The 20,108-nt window shown below is 67.7% G+C and carries 19 protein-coding genes and 1 rRNA gene; 10 read left to right on the top strand and 10 right to left on the bottom strand.

All coding sequences use genetic code 11. From position 1 onward, the window contains the following. Window positions 1-63 precede the first annotated feature (63 nt). Window positions 64-2,652: an alpha-glucan family phosphorylase gene (glgP, locus tag AB0M22_RS36485; protein ID WP_364736687.1), complete on the bottom strand. Its 2,589-nt coding sequence runs from the start codon at window positions 2,650-2,652 to the stop codon at window positions 64-66. A 218-nt stretch (window positions 2,653-2,870) separates the two neighbouring features. On the opposite strand from glgP, the gene AB0M22_RS36480 reads away from it, so the two are divergent. Both AB0M22_RS36480 and AB0M22_RS36475 read left to right on the top strand, forming a co-directional pair. Beyond that, window positions 2,871-3,068 (top strand): hypothetical protein, encoded by a 198-nt coding sequence (locus AB0M22_RS36480; RefSeq protein ID WP_364736685.1) that lies wholly within the window; start codon window positions 2,871-2,873, stop codon window positions 3,066-3,068. Then, window positions 3,062-3,388, top strand: coding sequence for a type II toxin-antitoxin system PemK/MazF family toxin (locus tag AB0M22_RS36475; RefSeq protein WP_364736683.1), 327 nt, complete (start codon window positions 3,062-3,064; stop codon window positions 3,386-3,388). The genes AB0M22_RS36480 and AB0M22_RS36475 overlap by 7 nt, the downstream gene beginning before the upstream one ends. 165 nt (window positions 3,389-3,553) lie before the next feature. On the opposite strand, the gene AB0M22_RS36470 is transcribed toward AB0M22_RS36475, so the two are convergent. Together AB0M22_RS36470 and AB0M22_RS36465 are read right to left on the bottom strand one after the other, a co-directional pair. After that, complete coding sequence (locus AB0M22_RS36470; RefSeq protein ID WP_364736681.1) at window positions 3,554-4,129, bottom strand: hypothetical protein; 576 nt, start codon at window positions 4,127-4,129, stop codon at window positions 3,554-3,556. Between the two features lie 3 nt (window positions 4,130-4,132). Next, window positions 4,133-4,594: a VOC family protein gene (locus tag AB0M22_RS36465; RefSeq protein ID WP_364736679.1), complete on the bottom strand. Its 462-nt coding sequence runs from the start codon at window positions 4,592-4,594 to the stop codon at window positions 4,133-4,135. 65 nt (window positions 4,595-4,659) lie between these two features. On the opposite strand from AB0M22_RS36465, the gene AB0M22_RS36460 reads away from it, so the two are divergent. Genes AB0M22_RS36460 through glgB form a run of 4 tightly spaced genes read left to right on the top strand, consistent with a single transcriptional unit; the run spans window position 4,660 to window position 10,166 of the window. After that, a complete protein-coding gene (locus AB0M22_RS36460) occupies window positions 4,660-5,256 on the top strand; it encodes a TetR/AcrR family transcriptional regulator (protein ID WP_364736677.1) in 597 nt (198 codons plus the stop codon). 59 nt (window positions 5,257-5,315) lie between these two features. Then, window positions 5,316-5,957 (top strand): LysE family translocator, encoded by a 642-nt coding sequence (locus tag AB0M22_RS36455; protein ID WP_364736675.1) that lies wholly within the window; start codon window positions 5,316-5,318, stop codon window positions 5,955-5,957. 55 nt (window positions 5,958-6,012) lie between these two features. Continuing rightward, window positions 6,013-8,013: an alpha-1,4-glucan--maltose-1-phosphate maltosyltransferase gene (locus AB0M22_RS36450; protein WP_364736673.1), complete on the top strand. Its 2,001-nt coding sequence runs from the start codon at window positions 6,013-6,015 to the stop codon at window positions 8,011-8,013. Window positions 8,014-8,027: 14 nt separating this feature from the next. Next, complete coding sequence (glgB, locus tag AB0M22_RS36445) at window positions 8,028-10,166, top strand: 1,4-alpha-glucan branching protein GlgB (RefSeq protein WP_364737120.1); 2,139 nt, start codon at window positions 8,028-8,030, stop codon at window positions 10,164-10,166. A 1-nt stretch (window position 10,167) separates the two neighbouring features. Here glgB and AB0M22_RS36440 read toward each other — a convergent pair whose 3' ends face one another. From AB0M22_RS36440 to AB0M22_RS36430, 3 genes are all read right to left on the bottom strand, one after another. Next, window positions 10,168-11,019, bottom strand: a complete 852-nt coding sequence (locus AB0M22_RS36440) for a tetratricopeptide repeat protein (RefSeq protein WP_364736672.1) — start codon at window positions 11,017-11,019, stop codon at window positions 10,168-10,170. A gap of 61 nt (window positions 11,020-11,080) precedes the next feature. Beyond that, entirely contained in the window at window positions 11,081-11,458 is a 378-nt protein-coding gene (locus AB0M22_RS36435) for a DUF3817 domain-containing protein (protein ID WP_364736670.1), read from the bottom strand. A 161-nt stretch (window positions 11,459-11,619) separates the two neighbouring features. Continuing rightward, on the bottom strand, window positions 11,620-12,798 hold the full coding sequence (locus AB0M22_RS36430; RefSeq protein WP_364736668.1) for an acetyl-CoA C-acetyltransferase: 1,179 nt from the start codon (window positions 12,796-12,798) through the stop codon (window positions 11,620-11,622). Window positions 12,799-12,905: 107 nt separating this feature from the next. On the opposite strand from AB0M22_RS36430, the gene mce reads away from it, so the two are divergent. Together mce and AB0M22_RS36420 are read left to right on the top strand one after the other, a co-directional pair. After that, window positions 12,906-13,367, top strand: a complete 462-nt coding sequence (gene mce / locus AB0M22_RS36425) for a methylmalonyl-CoA epimerase (protein WP_364736667.1) — start codon at window positions 12,906-12,908, stop codon at window positions 13,365-13,367. Between the two features lie 86 nt (window positions 13,368-13,453). Beyond that, entirely contained in the window at window positions 13,454-14,452 is a 999-nt protein-coding gene (locus tag AB0M22_RS36420; RefSeq protein ID WP_364736665.1) for a hypothetical protein, read from the top strand. A gap of 275 nt (window positions 14,453-14,727) precedes the next feature. Here AB0M22_RS36420 and AB0M22_RS36415 read toward each other — a convergent pair whose 3' ends face one another. Further along, window positions 14,728-15,036 (bottom strand): ATP/GTP-binding protein, encoded by a 309-nt coding sequence (locus tag AB0M22_RS36415; protein ID WP_364736663.1) that lies wholly within the window; start codon window positions 15,034-15,036, stop codon window positions 14,728-14,730. 310 nt (window positions 15,037-15,346) lie between these two features. On the opposite strand from AB0M22_RS36415, the gene AB0M22_RS36410 reads away from it, so the two are divergent. Both AB0M22_RS36410 and nucS read left to right on the top strand, forming a co-directional pair. After that, window positions 15,347-16,063, top strand: a complete 717-nt coding sequence (locus AB0M22_RS36410; protein WP_364736661.1) for a rhomboid-like protein — start codon at window positions 15,347-15,349, stop codon at window positions 16,061-16,063. 37 nt (window positions 16,064-16,100) lie between these two features. Continuing rightward, on the top strand, window positions 16,101-16,787 hold the full coding sequence (nucS, locus tag AB0M22_RS36405; protein WP_364736659.1) for an endonuclease NucS: 687 nt from the start codon (window positions 16,101-16,103) through the stop codon (window positions 16,785-16,787). 17 nt (window positions 16,788-16,804) lie between these two features. On the opposite strand, the gene AB0M22_RS36400 is transcribed toward nucS, so the two are convergent. The 3 genes from AB0M22_RS36400 to rrf all read right to left on the bottom strand — a co-directional run bounded on the left by AB0M22_RS36400 (window position 16,805) and on the right by rrf (window position 19,914). Next, entirely contained in the window at window positions 16,805-19,045 is a 2,241-nt protein-coding gene (locus tag AB0M22_RS36400; protein WP_364736657.1) for an MMPL family transporter, read from the bottom strand. 43 nt (window positions 19,046-19,088) lie between these two features. Continuing rightward, a complete protein-coding gene (locus AB0M22_RS36395) occupies window positions 19,089-19,637 on the bottom strand; it encodes a hypothetical protein (RefSeq protein WP_364736655.1) in 549 nt (182 codons plus the stop codon). Window positions 19,638-19,797: 160 nt separating this feature from the next. Further along, window positions 19,798-19,914: ribosomal RNA gene (gene rrf, locus AB0M22_RS36390) — 5S ribosomal RNA — on the bottom strand. Between the last annotated feature and the right edge of the window lie 194 nt (window positions 19,915-20,108).

The following is a 20,108-nucleotide window of genomic DNA, read 5'->3' as shown; positions in this document are numbered from 1 at the left end:
TCACTGAATCGGAGAACCCGACTACGGAAGGGGCGCGTTCCGCTCAGCCCGGATCGGTGGTGTTCACGCGCTCGGCGCGGCGACCAGACCGAGTTCGGCGTCGCCCGCGAGCAGTTCGTTGTGCGGCAGTACCCGCACGGTGTAGCCGACCGCGCCGGACAGCGGGACCGGCGTGTCGACGGTGAAAAGCTCGACGCCGGAATCGGATCCGGTGTGCGTCATGGCGACGGTGGTGACGTCGGACAGGTCGTCGGCGGTCGACACCCGGCCGAGCACCGCCTGCACGACCACGTCGGAGACCTGGAGCCCGCCGAGGTCGATGCGCGCGGTCAGCGACAGCTTGGCGCCGATGATCGGCGTGTCCGGCAGGCCGGCGCTGTCCACCTGGATCACCTTCACCGACGGCCAGGCCGATTCGACGCGGCGGCGGTAGTCGGCGATGCTGCGGGCGACGGCGAACTCGTCGGCGGTCGCCTTCTGGTAGGCGCCGGCGGCGGGCGCGTAGTACTCGACGGCGTAGTCGCGGACCATGCGCGAGGCGAGCACCTTCGGGCCGAGGGTCTGCAGGGTGTGGCGGACCATCTCGACCCAGCGCACCGGCATTCCGGCGGCGTCGCGGTCGTAGAAGCGGGGCGCGACGGTGCGTTCGAACAGGTCGTAGAGGGCGGCGGCCTCGAGGTCGTCGCGGCGGTGCTCGTCCCGGACGCCGTCGGCGGTGGGGATGGCCCAGCCGTTCTCGCCGTCGAACATCTCGTCCCACCAGCCGTCCCGGATGGACAGGTTGAGGCCGCCGTTGAGCGCGGACTTCATGCCGGAGGTGCCGCACGCCTCGAGCGGGCGCAGCGGGTTATTGAGCCAGACGTCGCAGCCCCAGTACAGGTAGCGGGCCATCGACATGTCGTAGTCGGGCAGGAAGACGATGCGGTGGCGCACGTCCGGGTCGTCGGCGAAGCGGACGACCTGCTGGATCAGCGCCTTGCCGCCGTCGTCGGCGGGGTGGCTCTTGCCCGCGACCACCAGCTGCATCGGGCGGTCGGGATCGAGGAGCCTGGCGCGCAGGCGTTCCGGGTCGCGCAGCATCAGGGTGAGGCGCTTATAGGTGGGGACGCGGCGGGCGAAGCCGACGGTCAGCACGTCGGGGTCGAAAACGCTGTCCACCCAGCCCAATTCGGCTTCCGCGGCGCCGCGGTCCAGCCAGGACGCGCGCACGCGGCGGCGCACCTCGGCAACCAGGATGCCGCGCAACTCGTTTCGGGTCGACCACAGTTCGCCGAGGTCGACGTCGCGCAGCCGCTCCCAGCCGCGCGCCTCCTCGACGAGGTCGGCGCCGATGTGCTTGCGCGCCTTGTCGAACCACTCGCGGGCGGCCCAGGTGGGGGCGTGCACACCGTTGGTGACCGAGCCGATCGGCACCTCGGCCGCGTCGAAGCCCGGCCACAGTGCGGCGAACATTTCCCGGCTGACCTCGCCGTGCAGTTTCGATACGCCGTTGGCGCGCTGGGCAAGTCGCAGGCCCATGTGCGCCATGTTGAAGACGGACGGATCGGCCTCGCGGCCCAGTGCGGCGATCCGGTCCACGGAAAGCCCGGGGAGCATGGCGGATTCGGATTCGCCGTGCGCGCCGCCGAAGTAGCGGCGGACCATCGGCATCGGGAATCGGTCGATGCCCGCGGGGACCGGGGTGTGCGTGGTGAACACCGTGCCCGCGCGTACCGCGGCCAGTGCCGTGTCGAAATCTTGTCCGGTAGAGACGAATTCACGAATGCGCTCGACGCCGAGGAATCCGGCGTGGCCTTCGTTCATGTGGAACACGTCAGGGTCGGGCAGGCCGGTTGCGTTGGTGTAGGCGCGAACCGCGCGCACGCCGCCGATGCCGGCCAGGATCTCCTGACGGATCCGGTGCTCCTGATCGCCGCCGTAGAGCCGGTCGGTGACCGCGCGCAGCTCCGGATCGTTCTCCGCGATATCGGAATCCAGCAGCAGCAGCGGCACCCGGCCGACCTGCGCGATCCACACCCGCGCGCGCAGCACCCGCTGATCCGGCATCGCCACATGGATCAGCACCGGCGCCGTGTCCGATTCGCCGTTGTCCGAGGTGAGCAGCCGCAGCGGCAGCCCCTGCGGATCCAGGTCCGGGTAATGCTCGGTCTGCCAGCCGTCCGCCGACAGCGTCTGCCGGAAATAGCCTGAGCGATACAGCAATCCGACGCCGATCAACGGCAGGCCCAGATCCGAGGCCGCCTTCAGATGATCACCGGCCAGGATCCCGAGTCCGCCCGAATAGTTCGGCAGCACCTCGGTGACCCCGAACTCCATGGAGAAGTACGCGATCCCGCGCACTCCCTCCTCGCCGGCCCGCCGCTCGAACCAGCTCGGCGCCGCCAGATAGTCCCGCAGATCCGCCGCCGCGGCATCCACCCGGCGCACGTACTCCGGGTCCGCCGCCAGCTCGTCCACCCGCGCGGCCGGCACCTCCCCCAGCATCCGCACCGGGTCGTGCCCCATCTCCAACCACCGCTGCGGATCCATCTCGGCGAACAAATCCTGCGTCGGCGGATGCCACGACCAGCGCAGATTCGTAGCGAGCTCGCCGAGCGCGGCCAGCCGCTCAGGCAGATGGGCACGGACGGTGAATCGACGAAGTGCCTTCACCGTGCGAACCCTACCGAACGGCGCAGGTTCCAGCCGCCCCAGCGGTGTGGCTCACAGCACGCACAAAGTTCCATCCAGAAGCAGGGCGGCGCCGAACCACTCAATGTTCGATCGCGAACCCGGACCTGTGCCGGGTTCGATTCCAACCGCATCAGGAGTAGGAGCTCATGACTATCACAGAGCAAGCACCTGTCTTACCAATGTCGTACACTTGTAATATGGCGACTATTACCTTCCGCCCGACGGCCGACGATGAGCGCATCATCAACCGCGCCCGCCATGACGACGAGAACACCACTGACGTCATCCGCCGCGCCCTGCGGCTACTGGATCGCGAGGAATGGCTGGCTCAATTCCATATCGATGCCCTCGCATTGAAGGACGAAGACCTCAACGCGGAGCCCGACGCATGGTGAGGGTGATCCGCGGAGCCGTACACCGTGTCGATCTCGGCGACGCCAAGCGCGGACATGAACAACGCGGTCGGCGGTTGGGTTTGATCGTCTCCCCCACCGATACGCCGCTGTCGGTTGTGACGATCGTGCCGACATCGACCAGCGCTGGGACTGCGATCAACCGGCCCGCGGTCGAGATCGACGGCCGGGAAACAATATTGCTCGTAGATCAGGTCCGGACCATCGACCGGGACTATCTGGGCAAGTTCGTAGAAATGCTCAACCAGACCGACCTGTCCGCACTCGAGAACACGTTAGGTCAGTACCTCGGAATCAGTTGATCCGCAACGCAATCCCGACTTGATATGTATGTGAATACTTGCCATATGTGTGAATAAACTTGCCTGGCACTGCGCCGTACCTACGCCGCGTGCCCCTTGCGTTGACGGCGGTAGCGGGCGGACAGATGCCCGCCCGCTACCAACCACTCCCCTCGACGCCACCCCTCAGCTGAGGGTGAAGGTTGCGTCTCCTGACAGGTGTTCCATGTCTCGGTGGTCCTCGGTGGTGGTGACGATGTGGGCTTCTACTCGGCCGACGCCTGGGGCGGTGCCGAAGCCGGTGATGATGTTGTCCTTTGCGTCGATGACGGTTCCGGTGACGCGGTGCGACTGGCCGTTTTCGATTCCGGTGTCGAGGTTCTTCCAGCGCACGGCGACGCGGTAGGCGCCGCAGCGCTCGCCGGTCTGGGTGATCTTCAGGCGGACGCCGAAGGTGCCTGCCTGCGGCTGGGGCACGGTCTCGGCGTTGATGATCGCGGCGCAGTCGCCGCCACCCGGCATGGCGCGGGTGAGTGTCGGGCTGAAATGGACGACCGGGTCGGTGGGTGAGGCGACGGACGGGGCGGCGAGCCCGACCAACGCGGCACCGGTCACAGCGGCGATGACAACGGAACGACCCGAGAACCGTTGAACCTGCTTGCTTTTCAGCTTCATGTCTAGGTTTTCGGGCTGCGAGCGCGGCCCGTTATCCCCGCCCGTGCCCCCAAATACATTGGCAGCAAAAGTATTCGAGGCGAGCACTGATCATTGCTCACCACCGAACTCGGCCGCGACGTACTCCGAGCTGAACTGCTCGGCGTACTCACCCACCGGCGCAACCTCGGTGATCATGTCGATCAGCACCCCGCTCGGATCGGCGAGGATGAAATGCCGCTGGCCGAAATCTTCGGTGCGAATCGCCAATTCGGCCCGCAATCCACCCTGGACGACCAGCCGCTCCCACTCGGCGTCCACGTCGGCCACCTCGAAGTTCAGCAGCAGTCCCTGGACGGGCTTGCGGTACGCCTCGGGGACGGTCGGGTGGGTGTAGTCGAGCAGCGCGAGTTCATAGCCGACCTCGCCTCGACGACGCAGGCTGACGTACCAGTCCGCCTCGAAGGTGATCTCGAACCCGAGCCATTCGGTGTAGAAATCGCGCGACTCGGCGATCGCGGTGGTGCCGATGACGGGGTAGAAGCTGCTCAGTTCCATGTTCTCACCTTTCACATACCGATGGTATGCGAGCTAAAGTAGTTCACGTACCATCGGTATGTCAACGGGAAAGGTGGACGATGCCGAGCAAGCTCCGCAGCCAGCAGCGGGAGGAAACGCGCAACGCCCTGCTGCGCGAGAGCCGGCGCCTGTTCGCGGCGAAAGGCTATGGGGCCGTGGGATTGTCGGAGATCGTCGCGGCGGCCGGGGTGACCAAGGGCGCGCTGTACCACAACTTCGACAGCAAGACGGAGCTGTTCGCGGCGGTGCTGGAGCAGGTGCAGGCCGAGGTCGGCGAGCGGGTGGCCGCGGCCGCCGAGGCCGTCGACGATCGGTGGGGCCAGCTGGTCGCCGGGTGCGAGGAGTTCCTGGTGACCTGCACGGATCCGGAGATTCAGCGGATCATGCTGATCGACGGACCCGCGGTGCTCGGCTGGCACGAATGGCGAGCGATGGACGCGGCCGAGTCGGCCCGGCACCTCGAGGAGGCGTTGACCGCGCTGGTCGACGCGGGCGTGCTCGTCGATCAACCGATCGCCCCACTGACCCATCTGCTGTCCGGCGCGATGAACGAGGCCGCGCTGTGGCTGGCCACCTCGACCGACCCGCAGGCGCTGGCCGACACCACCACAACCCTGCGCCGTTTACTGGAGGCCTGCCGCACACCCGTCGAATAGCCGGGGGTCACGCCGAAATCCACTGGCGGGGCGGTCAACCGCAATGTCAGCATCGACGGATGCCGCACTGGGTCACCGTTCTTCCGCAATTCCTGCTGGCCTCGCTGATTCTCGCTGCGCTGCCCGGACCAGCGACCGCCCTGTTCCTCCAGCGCTCGGTGCGGGACGGCCGCACGGCGGGGCTGGCGGCGGTCGCCGGGAACGAGATCGGCGTGCTCGGCTGGAACATCGCCGGCGGCGCGGGGCTGTCCGTGCTGCTGGTCGCCAACCGATACCTGAATACCGCGATGCACATCGTCGGCGCGGTGGTGCTGATCTGGCTCGGCGTGCAGGCGTGGCGGGGCGCGCGCAAGGACGACGAGTTCGGCGGCGCCATGACGAAGATGCTGCCGTCGGGCCGGACGCCCGGTGCGGCGTTCCGCGCCTCGCTGGTGTCGATCGCCGCGAATCCGAAGGCCGCGGTATTCGGATTGACCATCCTGCCGCAGTTCCTGCCGTCCAGCGGACCGGTGCTGCCGACCGTGATCGCGCTGGTGCTGATCCAGCTGGTGGTCGACACGGCATGGTGCGTGGGCATCGTGCTGGCCGCCGATCGCGCGGGCGACTGGCTGCGCCGGGCCGGCATCAGGCAGCGGATCGAGCGTGCGCTCGGGGCGATCCTGGTCGCGCTCGGCCTCGGTCTCGCGGTGGACGCCCGCTGACCGTCGTTCCCGCGCTGATCCCGTGCATCCGCCCCGCTGCCGGTAGGTTGGTCCCGTGACCGGCCGCATCGCAATCGATGACACTGCCCCGTCCATCGCAGGCGGTCGGCCCGCCAAGGCCGTCGTCGGGGAGGTTTTCCCGGTGCGCACCGTGGTGTGGCGGGAGGGGCACGACGCCGTCGCGGCGACGCTGACCGTGCGCGGGCCCAACTCGGCGCGCCCGATCCGGATCCGGATGACCCCCGATCTCGAGCCGGACGTGTTCAACGCCACCTTCACCCCGAACCTGCCCGGCGCGTGGACCTACCGCATCGAGGGCTGGAGCGATCCGATCGCGACCTGGCGCTCGGCGGTGGAGGCCAAGCTGGCGGTCGGCCAGAACGCCGCGGACCTGGACAACGACCTCGAGCTCGGCGCCCGCCTGTTCGACCGGGCCGCGCAGGCGGTGCCGAAGAAACAGTTCGAACGATTGCGTGCGGCGGCCGCCGCCTTGCGCAGCGACGAGCAGCTGCCCGCCCGGGTGGCGCCGGCCTTCGCCGAGGAGATCGCCGAGATCTTGCGCGCGACCCCGTTGCGCGACATGGTGACTCGCGGCCCGCAGCACACCGTGCAGGTGGAACGGCAACGCGCGCTGTTCGGCTCCTGGTACGAATTCTTCCCGCGCTCCACCGGCGGCCGGGACAAGGCGGGCAAGCCGATCCACGGCACCTTCGCCACCGCGGCCAAGGAATTGCCGCGTATCGCCGGCATGGGTTTCGACGTGGTCTACCTGCCGCCGATCCATCCGGTCGGCGAGGTGAATCGCAAGGGCCGCAACAACACCCTGGTCGCCGAGCCCGGTGACGTCGGATCGCCGTGGGCGATCGGCTCGAAGGACGGCGGGCACGACGCCGTGCACCCGCTGCTCGGCACCGCCGCCGACTTCGCCGAATTCGTCGACACCGCAGCGCAACTCGGCCTCGAGGTGGCCCTCGACCTGGCCTTGCAGTGCGCGCCCGACCACCCGTGGGTGGCCACCCATCCGGAGTGGTTCACCACCCTGCCCGACGGCACCATCGCCTTCGCCGAGAACCCGCCGAAGAAGTACCAGGACATCTACCCGGTCAATTTCGACAACGACCCGGACGGCCTGTACGCGGAGGTGCTGCGCGTGGTCCGGCATTGGATCGGGCTGGGCGTCAAGATCTTCCGCGTGGACAACCCGCACACCAAGCCCGCCGACTTCTGGGAGTGGCTGATCGCCACGGTCCGCCGCACCGATCCGGACGTGCTGTTCCTGTCCGAGGCGTTCACCCGCCCGGCCCGGCTCTACGGGCTGGCGCGGCGCGGTTTCAGCCAGTCCTACACGTATTTCACCTGGCGCGTGGCGAAGTGGGAGCTGACCCAGTTCGGCGAGGAACTGGCGGCCAAGGCGGACGAGGCCAGGCCCAACCTGTTCGTCAACACGCCCGACATCCTGCACGAGAGCCTGCAACACGGCGGCCCCGGCATATTCGCCATCCGCGCGGTGCTCGCCGCCACCCTCGCGCCGACCTGGGGCGTGTACTCCGGCTTCGAGCTGTTCGAGCATCAGGCGGTGCGCCCGGGCAGCGAGGAATACCTGGACTCGGAGAAGTACGAGCTGCGCCCGCGCCCGTTCGCCGAGGCGCTGGCCCGCGGAGAATCGTTGGAGCCGTGGATCACTCGGCTCAACGAGATCCGCCGCGCGCACCCGGCTCTGCAACAGTTGCGCTGCATCCACTTCCACCACGTCGACAACGACTCGCTGATCGCCTACTCGAAGGTCGATCCGATCAGCGGCGACGCGGTGCTGGTGGTGGTGAACCTGAATCCGTTCGCCCCCGAATGGGGCATGGTCTCGCTCGACCTGCCCGCCATCGGCCGCGAATGGCACGACCACCCGGTGGTGCTGGACGAGGTCAGCGGCGAGGAATACCACTGGGCCCAAACGAATTACGTGCGCCTGGACCCGTCGGTCTCGGTCGCGCACATCCTCACCCTGCCCCCGGTCGCGCAGCAGGCCCGCACCGAACTCGCCTATCGGAGCACACTGTGAAACGCCGCGATCTGATGCTGCTGGCCGCGGGCACCCACGGCGACCCGCACACCGTGCTCGGCGCGCACCCGCATCCGGACGGCACGCAGATCAGCGTGCTGCGCCCGCACGCGGAATCGGTCAACGCCCGCGTCGGCGGTACCGACCATCCGCTGAAGTCGTTGGGGCACGGCATCTTCGCGGGCGTGGTCCCCTACCCCGACCTCATGGACTACCGCATCATCACCACCTATCAAGGAGGCCAAACCATTCTCTCCGCCGACGGCTACCGCTTCCTGCCGACGGTCGGCGAGCTGGACCTGCACCTGATCGGCGAGGGCCGCCACGAACGACTCTGGGACGTGCTCGGCGCGCACCCGCGGCGCTACACCACCCTCGACGGCGACGTCGACGGCACCTCGTTCGCCGTGTGGGCGCCGAATGCGCGGGGCGTCACCGTGATCGGCGACTTCGACGGATGGAGCGGCAGCACCGCCCCCATGCGCGCGCTCGGAACCTCCGGAGTCTGGGAGGTTTTCGTCCCCGGTGTCGGCCCCGGCGCACTGTACAAGTTCCGCGTGCACGGCGCGGACGGCCGCACGATCGACCACGCCGACCCGATGGCGTTCGCGACCGAACTGCCACCCGCCACGGCCTCTGTGGTCACCGAGAGCCATTACACCTGGGACGACCAAGCCTGGCTGGACACCCGGGCGAACACCGACCCGACCCAGGCGCCGATGAGCGTCTACGAGGTGCACCTCGGTTCCTGGCGCCCCGGCCTCGGCTATCGCGAATTGGCCGACCAGCTGGTCGATTACGTGCAGGCCACCGGTTACACCCACATCGAACTGCTGCCCATCGCCGAGCACCCCTTCGGCGGTTCCTGGGGCTATCAGGTCACCTCGTACTACGCCCCCACCGCGCGCTTCGGCACGCCGGACGACTTCCGGGCCTTCGTCGATCGACTGCACAGGGCGGGCATCGGCGTGCTGCTCGACTGGGTCCCCGCGCACTTCCCGCGCGACGAATGGGCGCTGGCCCGCTTCGACGGCACCCCGCTCTACGAGCACGCCGACCCGCGCCGCGGCGAGCAACTCGACTGGGGCACCTACGTTTTCGACTTCGGCCGGCACGAGGTGCGCAACTTCCTGGTGGCCAACGCGCGCTACTGGATCGAGGAATTCCACATCGACGGCCTGCGCGTCGACGCGGTCGCCTCCATGCTGTACCTGGATTACTCACGCCCCGAAGGGGGTTGGGAGCCGAACGTGCACGGCGGCCGGGAAAACCTGGAGGCCGTGGACTTCCTGCAAGACCTGAACAACACCGTGCACCGCCACCATCCCGGCGTGGTCACCATCGCCGAGGAATCCACCAGCTGGCCCGGCGTCACCCGCGGCACCGACGTCGGCGGCCTCGGCTTCACCATGAAATGGAACATGGGCTGGATGCACGACACCCTCGGCTTCCTGCAACGCGACCCGATCCACCGCTCCTGGCACCACAACGAGATCACCTTCTCCGCCATGTACGCGTGGAGCGAGAACTTCGTGCTGCCGATCAGCCACGACGAGGTGGTGCACGGCAAGGGCACGCTCTGGACCAGGATGCCCGGCGACGATTTCGCCAAAGCCGGTGGGGTGCGGGCACTTCTGGCCTACATGTGGGGTCATCCGGGCAAGCAGTTGCTGTTCATGGGCCAGGATTTCGGCCAGTTCCGCGAGTGGTCCCACGATCGCGGGCTGGACTGGGCGGAGCTGGACAACCCACTGCACCAAGGGATCACCACCGCGGTGCGCGACCTCAACGCGGTCTACCGCGCCCACCCCGCGCTCTGGAGCCAGGACACCACCCCGGGCGGCTACTCCTGGATCGAGGCGAACGACCAGGCGAACAACGTGCTGGCGTTCCTGCGCTACGGCTCGGACGGATCCGTGGTCGCGTGCGTCTACAACTTCTCCGGCGCGGTGCACGGCGAGTACCGGGTCGGCCTGCCCTTCGCCGGGCAGTGGACCGAGATCCTGAACACCGATGCCGCCGAATACGGCGGCTCCGGCATCGGCAACCTGGGCGCGGTCGAGGCCACCGACGAGGGCTGGCACGGTCGTCCCGCGTCAGCCACCATCGCGTTGGCCCCGAACAGCGCCGTCTGGTTGGCTCCGAACAGCTGAGTCAGTACAGCGCGGCAGCGAGCTTGCGCCGCGCGGCGACCACGAACGGCTCGGCCTGGTCGAACAATTCGAAGAGTTCGAGCAGCCGGGTGCGGGCCTTGGTGCGGTCGTCGCCCGCCGAACGCTTGACCACGGCGATGAGCCGGTCGAACGCGGCGTCCGGCTGCTGGTTGAGCATCTCCACGTCGGCGGCGTCCAAGGCGGCGTCCACATTGCCGAGGTCGGCGTCGGCGGTCGCGATCGCCGACGCCGGAAGCACCTGCGCGCGAACCAGGAACCGCAGCTGACGCAGCGCGCCCTTGGCCTCCTCGTTGCCCGGCTCCGCGGCGATGATCGCCTCGTAGGCGGCCTCGGCACCGGCCATGTCGCCCTGCTCGAGCGCGGTCTCCGCGGCGACGAACCGCGGATCCTCCGGCGCTTCCTCGGCCTCCTCGCCGCCGGGCAGCTTGCCCGCCACGGCATCGAGGACCGCGCTCAACCACTGCCGGACCTGCGCCTCGGGCTGCGCGCCCTGGAAGTCGGCCAGCGGCTGCCCGCCGGCGACCGCGATCACGGTCGGAATGCCCTGCACGCCGAACGCCTGCGCGATCCGCATGTTCGCCTCGGCCTCGACGGTAGCCAGATCCCAGGCGCCGCCGCTCTCGCCGACCAGTCGCTCCAGCGTCCGGACCAGCTCGACGCTGCCCGGGCTGCGCTGCGAGTACAGCGCGACGACCACCGGCACCTGCACCGAGCGGCGTAGCACCTTGGTCTCGAAGTTCGCCTCGTTCACCGCGTAGTCGCCGCCCCCGGCCGCACTGGGTGCGCCGGCGGGCGGTTGCTTCAGACCGGAGAGATCAACTGCCCCGGACATGGCGGCGACAGCGGCTGGCGAAGGGCGGCGTGCGGCAGGTCGAGTCACGGTTTCCAGTTTGTCACGACGTGGCGGCGGCCGGGGCTCCGGAGTCGGCAGAAACCGCGTTGCTCAGCTCACCGAGCTTGCCCGAACGGACCGCCCAGATCTCGAACACGACGGTGAAGAACGGCGGGAGGCTGGACAGCAACGCGAGCACCGTGGTCAGCGCGTTCCAGCCCAGCTCACGCGCGGCCATGATGGCCGCGATCACGAACAGCACGAAGATGATGCCGTGCGTCATGCCGAACACCTTGACCGGCCACAGCACCGGCTCGGGCAGGCGCTTGAACACCATGCCGACGATCAGGAAAACCCAGGAGATCGCCTCGAGCACCGCGATGAATCGAAACCGCTTCGCGACGCTGCTCAGGTCGAAGACATTGCCCATGCGCACCATTGTGCCGGATGCACTACGACGTGTCGTAGTGGGGCGAGTCACATCGAGGGCACTTCGCTCGACGTCGGCACACCGAAAGTCGTGACCGGAGTGCGGCTTTCGTCCGGATACGGCACAGCCCCCGCGCACCGTGTCCGCGGGGGCTGTGGCGAGAAACTCGGTTACACGCGCACGATCAGCGCGTCGCCCTGACCGCCGCCGCCGCACAGCGCGGCCGCGCCGACGCCGCCGCCGCGCCGCTTCAGCTCCAGCACCAGGTGCAGCAGGATGCGCGCGCCGGACATGCCAAGCGGGTGCCCGATCGCGATCGCGCCGCCGTTGACGTTCACCTTCGCCGGATCGATGCCCAGCTTGCGGGTGGACGCGACGCCGACCGCGGCGAACGCCTCGTTGATCTCCACCAGATCCAGGTCGGCCGGCGAAATGCCTTCGCGCGCACAGGCCTTCGCGATGGCGTTGGCCGGCTGATCCTGCAACGTGGAGTCCGGACCGGCGACCACGCCCGCGGCGCCGATCTCGGCGATCCAGCTCAGGCCCAGCTCCTCGGCCTTGGCCTTGCTCATCACCACGACCGCGGCCGCGCCGTCGGAGATCTGCGAGGCGGTGCCCGCGGTGATGGTGCCGTCCTTGCGGAACGCGGGACGCAGCTTGGCCAGCGACTCCGCGGTGGTGTCCGCGCGGATGCCCTCGTCGGCGGCGACCACCAGCGGGTCACCCTTGCGCTGCGGCACCGAGACCGGGACCACCTCGTCGTCGAAGACGCCGTTCTTCCACGCCTCGGCCGCGCGCTGATGCGAGGCCGCGGCGAACGCGTCCTGCTCCTCGCGGCTGACCGGCTCGGTGTCGTTGCGCTGTTCGGTCAGCGCGCCCATCGGCTGGTCGGTGAAGATGTCGTGCAGGCCGTCGTAGGCCATGTGGTCGCGCAGCGTGACGTCGCCGTACTTGAACCCCTCGCGGCTCTTCTCCAGCAGATGCGGGGCCTGGCTCATCGACTCCTGGCCGCCGGCCACCACGATCTCGTACTCGCCGGCCCGAATCAGCTGATCCGCCAACGCGATCGCGTTGATCCCGGACAAACACACCTTGTTGACCGTCAGCGCGGGCACGTCCATCGGAATGCCCGCGGCGGCCGCCGCCTGCCTGGCCGGGATCTGGCCCGCGCCTGCGGTGAGCACCTGGCCCATGATCACGTAGTCGACCTGCTCGGGCGCGACGCCGCCCTTTTCCAGCGCGGCCTTGATGGCGAACCCGCCGAGATCGGAACCGCTGAAGTCCTTGAGGCCGCCGAGCAGCCGACCGACCGGGGTACGTGCACCGGAGACGATCACGGTTGTGGTCACGACAAGCCTCGCTATCTTGTTTCGCAGGATTCCGTACTCCACGGTAACCGCTGTGCCCAACTTGCCGGTACGCAGGTAACGGCTACCTTCGAGTAGTGAGCAACGTTATGGATTCGGCCGATTTCATCCCCGCGGACTACGTCGTCGCCGTCGATCACGTCGGTGTCGCCGTGCCCGACCTGGATGTCGCGGTTGCCTGGTATGCCGAGAATCTCGGCATGATCGAGACCCATCGCGAGGTCAACGATGCCCAGGGCGTGCACGAGGCGATGCTGTCGCTGCCCGGCGCCCCCGATCGCGGGACTGCCCTGCAGTTGCTGGCTCCGCTCAACGCGGAGTCGACCATCGCCAAGTTCATCGACCGTAACGGGGCGGGCCTGCAGCAACTGGCCTATCGCGTCACCGACATCGATGCGGTCTCCGCGCACCTGCGCGCGCGGGGCTTGCGTTTGCTGTACGAGGCGCCGAGGCCTGGAACAGCGGATTCCCGCATCAATTTCATCCATCCCAAGGATGCTGGCGGTGTGCTGATCGAGTTGGTCGAGCCGAACGCGAATGTTACGCACTAGTATCAAGATCGGGCGGGCAAAACTCTTCGGAATCACATTCGCGGTCGAGTCACCATCAGGTCTCTGTAGGCTGTAGTTTGTGTGCCATGTCGTCACCTGAGTCCGATCGCAATCGCTTCGTTGCACTGCCCTTCACCGTTGTGCGCAAGGGTTATGCGCAAGACGAGGTACGCAACTACTTCGACCGCTTCGACGCCGAACTAAGGGTCACCGCTACCGACCGGGATGCTGCTGCGGCACAAGCCCGTAACCTCGCGAGCCAGCTCGAGGATGCGCGTGACGAGATCGACGAGCTCCGCAAGGAGGTCGACCGACTCTCGGTGCCGCCCACCACCGCGGAAGGCATGTCCGACCGCATCTCCCGCATGCTGCGGCTGGCCTCCGACGAGGCCTCCGAGGTCCGTGCCCTGGCACAGGCCGAGGCCGCGGAAATGGTGTCGATCGCGGAGCAGCAAGCCACCGAGATGCGTGGCAAGTACGAGTCGTTGCTGGCCGAAACCAAGGAAAAGCGCGAGGCGCTCGAGATCGAGTTCGAGCAGACCCTGGCCAACGCGCGCACCGAGTCCGCCAAGATCATCGAAGCCGCGCAGGCCGAGGCCGACCGCCTGGGCAAGGAAGCCGATGCCAAGCGCAAGGCGACCCAGCAGGACTTCGAGGTCACCATGGCCGAGCGGCGCACCAAGCTCACCCGCGCCATGGAGGAGCTGGAGGCCACCAGCCGCGCCGAGGCCGCACAGCGGATCAAGGACGCGACCGACGAGGCCAACCGCCTCATCACCTCCGCGACCCAGACCTCCGAGCGCAAGATCGCGCACGCGAAGGAACTGGCCGAGGAAATGCGCGTGCTGCGTGGACGCGTGCTCGCCCAGCTGCTCGGCATCCGCGGCCAGCTCGACTCGGTCCCGGCGATGCTCGCCGCGGTCAACCGGGAAAGCGAACTGCTGGACGGTGTTCCGGATCAGCGCAAGATCGGCAACAACACCAAGCAGGTCTCCGGCTCCAGCCGTAAGGCCATCGCCGAGTCCGCCTCCGAGGAAGACGACATCGTCGACGAGGAGCGCGAGAACGCCGACATCAGCAACTAATATCGGCGGGCCACGCGGCGACTAGCGCAGTACCCCAACCGAATTCAACCCCAAGGCCGCCCCGACACCGGGGCGGCCTTCCTAATTCCCGGAGCCCGGCAGGTGGTGCTTACCCGGAATCCGCTGCGCCAACCGGACATTGGGGCACGAACATCACGTAACGGAGAAATCGCCTCGCCGACAAGGACATTCAGGGCGAACAGGAGCAATGACCCGGCACGACAAAGGCATTCAGGATCAATGGCATCCGCCGGCCCAGAGGCGGCGACATCTCACTATGACCAGCGGCGAGTGATCCCCCGGGTCTGCCGACCGTTCCAGCAACCGCGGTGCCAGTGCCTGCGATCGTCCTCACCGCCGTCCGCGGCCCAGGCGACGATGTGCGCCACCCCGAGGGCGATTTCGTGGTCGCACCCCGGGCAGCGGTAGGTCTTCACCGCACGGGCCCCCGGGATGGTGCGAACGACATACGTCTCGTCACCGTCGGGCCCCGCCTCGGTCCGGCCGAAGACATCACCGAGCGGCGCGCCGCCCGTGCGCGAGCGGCCCGTGTGACCGTCTGCGCGCGGTTTACGACGAGGCATGCTCCCAGACTATTACCCGGCCTGCGATGGCCCCGACCGGCCGGTGCGCCGACCGGCCGGTGCGCCGACCGGCCGGTGCGCCGACCGGCCGGTGCGCCGACCGGCCGGTGCGCCGACCGGGCGGGAGACGCCCTGGTCAACTGGTTCGCCCTGCCGAGATCCGGATCCTGTGGCACAGTGGGGCACCGCCGGAATGCCGCTCTCGCGCGCACCGGCGATCGGTTTCGCAGCATTTTCACCGGGAATACCCTGATCGAGCGCAGCGGAGAACTCGATCATGGAGAGATACCGCACAGACACGGAGGTACGCATGGCCGTCGCCACGATCACGGACGACCGGACAACGGTCGTCGGTCCTCGCTGGTGGCGACCGCGGGTGCCCGCGACCGTCGGCTATCTGGCCGCGCTGGTCATCGTCACGTCGATCTTCTCCGCGTTGAGCGACTCCGCCCAGTCGAAGGTGGTGCTGCACGCCAGCACCAATCTGCACAACCTGCTCCAGGGACGCGTGGTCACGCTGCTGTCCAGCGCCCTGGTCATCGGCGACGTCGGCACCGCCTGGCTGATCATGCCGCTGCTCGCCTGCCTGCTCGGGCTGGCCGAGCTGCGCTTCGGCGCGCTGCACATGGTGCGCGTCTTCCTGGCCGGCCACATCGGCGCGACGCTGCTCGTGGCCGCCGGACTCTGGGTGGCCGTCGAATTCGACTGGCTGCCCGCGAGTGTGCGCTGGAGCGAGGACGTCGGCATCAGCTACGGCTCGATGGCCTTGATCGGCGCCCTGGTCTTCGTCGTGCCGAACCGGCTGCGGATCGCCTGGGCCGCAGGGTGGTTCGTCGCCGCGATCGGCGGCGTGCTGCTCGGGCAGAGCTTCACCAACGTCGGGCACCTGCTGGCCTTCTGCATCGGCTCGGCCGTCGGCTACGGCATGATCCGGACCAAGACGCCGGTCACCCGCCGATTCACCCGGGTCGAGCAGGCCCTGCTCACCACCAGCGCGATCCTGGCCGCGGCAATCCTGTTGGGCTGACGACAAGCTCCCGCACCCGGTCACCTACAGTGCTTGGGTGCGCCTAGTGATTGCTCGCTGTCAGGTCGACTACGTGGGGCGACTCACCGCCCATCTCGCGATGGCCCGCCGCTTGCTCTTGGTGAAAGCGGACGGCTCCGTCCTCGTGCACTCCGACGGCGGCTCGTACAAGCCGCTGAACTGGATGAGCCCGCCGTGCTGGCTGGAAGAGCGCGGCGCCGCCGACATCCCCGAGGGCGCGAAGGCGCTCTGGGTGGTCACCAACAAGGCCGGCGAGGAACTCCGCATCACCATCGAGGACATCGAGCACGACTCCTCGCACGAGCTGGGCATCGACCCCGGCCTGGTGAAAGACGGTGTGGAGGCCCACCTTCAGGTCCTGCTCGCCGAACACGTGACGAACCTCGGCCCCGGCTACACCCTCATCCGCCGCGAATACATGACGGCCATCGGGCCGGTGGATCTGCTCTGCCGCGACGCCGACGGCGGCACCGTCGCGGTCGAGATCAAACGCCGCGGCGAGATCGACGGCGTCGAACAACTCACCCGCTACCTCGAACTGCTCAACCGCGACCCGCTGCTCGCCCCCGTGGCCGGCGTCTTCGCCGCCCAGCAGATCAAGCCGCAGGCCCGCACCCTCGCCGAAGATCGCGGAATCCGTTGCCTCGTCCTCGATTACGACGCCCTGCGCGGCACCGAGAGCACCGAGTTCCGCCTGTTCTGACGCCGATCACGCCGTAGTCATTCGATCCGCACTCGAACAGCGGGAACAGGGTCGGCCACGGGGCGGATCAGTCGCGGTATCGAGGGCAACCACCAGTTCCAGCGCCCCATGATCTGCATCAAGGCGGGGACCAGCACCAAGCGGATCACGGTGGCATCGATGATCAACGCGGTGGCGATCGCGAAGCCGAATGCCCGCAGGCCGTTGATGTCTGAGACCAGCAGGCTGCCGAACGCGACGGCAAGGATCGCCGCGGCAAGCGAGATGGGTCGCGCGGTACTTTGCACACCGCGCGCGACCGAACCCCGGTTGTCCCCGGTCGCTCGATACTCCTCTTGGATTCGCCGGACGAGGAACAGTTCATAGTCGGTGGACAGGCCGAACAGCAGCACGAAAACGACCAAAGGCACCTGCGGCCAGAGCAATCCGGGGTCGGCCGGGTCGGATACCGCGTCACCGGCGTCGCCCTGGAAGAACAGCACGGTCAGGCCGAACGATGCGCCGGTCGCCAGCAGACTCAGCAGAATCGCCTTCAGCGGCAACAGGATACTGCGCAGGACGACCACCAGCATCGCGAACATCAGCACGAGCACACAGCCGACCACCCACCACAGCTTGTGTGAGGTCTCGGTGAGCAGATCGGCGACCAGCGCGCTCGAACCGCCTACGAGCACCGGAAATCCGGGTGGTGCGGCAGCGGGCACGATCTCGGTGCGGATCCGCTGCACCAGCCGGGTCACCGCGGGCGAATCGGGCAGATGCCTCGGTATGACGATCACCGCGGTCACTGTTTCGCCGTCGTCGATCAGGCTCGCGCCCGCCACCTCGGGATCCGTGCGCAGCGCGCGCAGCAGCGGCCCGGTGTCCGGCTCGGCCGTGTCGCGCGGGCGCGGCAACACGACCAGCAGCGAACTCGTCAATCCGGGCGCATCGCTGTTGGCGATCTCCTGGCCGATCGAGCTCGGGGTACCGGCCAGCGCCCGGTGTTCCAGGTTGACCCCCAGGTGCATGTCGGGCGCGGGTGTCGCGGCCAGCAGCAGTCCCCCGATGGCCGCTATCGCGTACGGCCACGGGTGCCGCATGAGGTGCTCGGCCCACCGGGCCAGTCGCCCGTGATCCGCCGTCGCCGCTTCCGCGAATGGAGCTCGTTCGGCCAGCCGGCGAGGCTGCCATTCCAGCCATCGGGTCAGTGCGATCAGCAGTGCGGGCAGCAGCGAGACCGAAGCGGCCAACGCGACGGCGGTCACCACCATGATGCCGACCGCGGCCTGTGCGAATACCGGCCACCGCACGAGGAACAGGCTGGTGCACCCCAGAATCAGGATGAGGCCGGAGTACAGCACCGTTCGCCCGGTCGTGGCCGCCGCGGTCCCGATGGCGTGCATTTGATCGGCTCCGCGCGCCAACTCCTCGCGGTAGCGGTTCGTGACGAACAGCGCGTAGTCGATGCCGACCCCCAGCCCTACGGCGTTGGTTCCGACCAGCAACATGCCGTCGACTTGAAACACCCCGCCCAGCAAGACGAACAGGCCGAGGGTGGTCACCACTGCCGCGCCGGCGATCGCCGCGGGGACCAAAGCGGCTACGGGAGCCCGCAATCCGATCAGCAACACCAAGATGGCGACCGGCACCGCCACCAGTTCGATGCGCAGCAGGTCAGCGATCTCGGCCGCTTGCACCGATTGGCCGAAGGCCGATACTCCGATCAGATAGGCCCGCACGGTATCGCCGGTTTCTGCTCGGACCACCTTTTCTACGAGAGCCTGGTGCGCCGGAACCCGGTCCTGCCGTTCTTGGTCGCTGCCGGAGGTCCCCACCATCAGGTACGCGGTGTGGTCGTCATGGAACAACGGGCGCAGCGGATCGAAGGTGTCGGCCAGCACCGGTGTCGGCGCGGGATCGCCGATCAACGGCAGCGGCACCACTCCGGAGACACCGTCTTGTTCACCCAACGCGGCCATCCCGGCCGCGAGCCCCGCCCGGAACACCGGGTCGATGGCCGGCCGCGTCTCGGAGTGGAACACCGCGATGATGGTGTCCTTGCCCAGCGAGGGCAGAGCCTCGCCGAGTAGTTCACCCGCGCGTTGCGATTCGGAGCCTTCGACCTCGATCGACGGCGATACCACCGAGCCGAGCAGCTGTGGCAGCCCGATCAAGCCGACGACGATCGCGATCAACCATCCGGCGAATACGCGACGACGGTGGCGGACCATGATGAGCGTCAATCGCGCCAACGCGTCCTCGCCTACCTCGGCCATGGCCCCGCCCCTCCGCTCGGAAGCAAGTCAGCCGGACGTCTGGTCACTCGCCGTCGTCGAACTTCTCCGTGTACGTGACGTCGGTCGCGGTATATGTCCCGGCCGGCAGCTGCTTGCACTCCGACATCTTCGGGACCTTGACCTTCGCCTTCACCGAGATCTCGCCGTTGTCGCTGGCCGAGGTCGCCGTGCCGGACGCCGCATTCAGTTGCACGACCAACTTGGCGGTGCCGGAACTCTTGTCCTTCGACTTCACGATCTGGCCGTCGTCGTTCTTCCGGCCCTCGAAGATCGGTGCCGTGTACTCACACGCGCCATCGGCGGACGCCAGTTCGATGACTCCCGAAACTCCATAGGTCGTGCCAGGACAACCCTTTTCGTTGTCGTCGCCGAACCCGCCGGACCCGGTTCCCACCGTGTTCCCGCTGCTGTCCTTCTTGATGGTGAACTTGCCCATGCCGGCCGTGCAGGTCCTCGTCGCCGGCTTGGCATTGGAGGCGGGCAGTTCAGCGAGGCCGTAGCCGACGGCTAATGCGCCGAGTAGTCCCACGGCAAAGAGGACTGAACCACTGAATACGTCTGATCGTTCCATTGCCATCGCAAACCGTCCCATCGACTGAACACCCGCAGCAGTTGCCTAGTATTCGTCGCCGCAGCGGATCGGGATGGAACCAGTAGCATGAGCGCCTTCGCGCAACTGTCCGTAAACGCAAGAAGACCCCCAACAATGTTGGGGGTCTTCTGCAATGATGTTCCGGCGGTGTCCTACTCTCCCACACCCTGTCGAGTGCAGTACCATCGGCGCTGGCAGGCTTAGCTTCCGGGTTCGGAATGGGACCGGGCGTTTCCCTGCCGCTATGGCCGCCGTAACTCTATGAAACTATCCACAGCAGCGCTGACACCCGCCGCCGGCGAAACCAGCCCGACACGGGATGATCTCGCAAACATTGGTGTCTGCTGCAGTGTCTGTGTGTTGTTTCAGATACTGCACAGTGGACGCGTAGCTTCTTTGTTGGTAAGTCCTCGGCCGATTAGTACCAGTCACCTACACCCGTTACCGGGC

Source organism: Nocardia sp. NPDC051756, assembly GCF_040681495.1.
Taxonomy (GTDB): Bacteria; Actinomycetota; Actinomycetes; order Mycobacteriales; family Mycobacteriaceae; genus Nocardia.
This window is presented reverse-complemented; position numbering and strand designations above follow the sequence as displayed.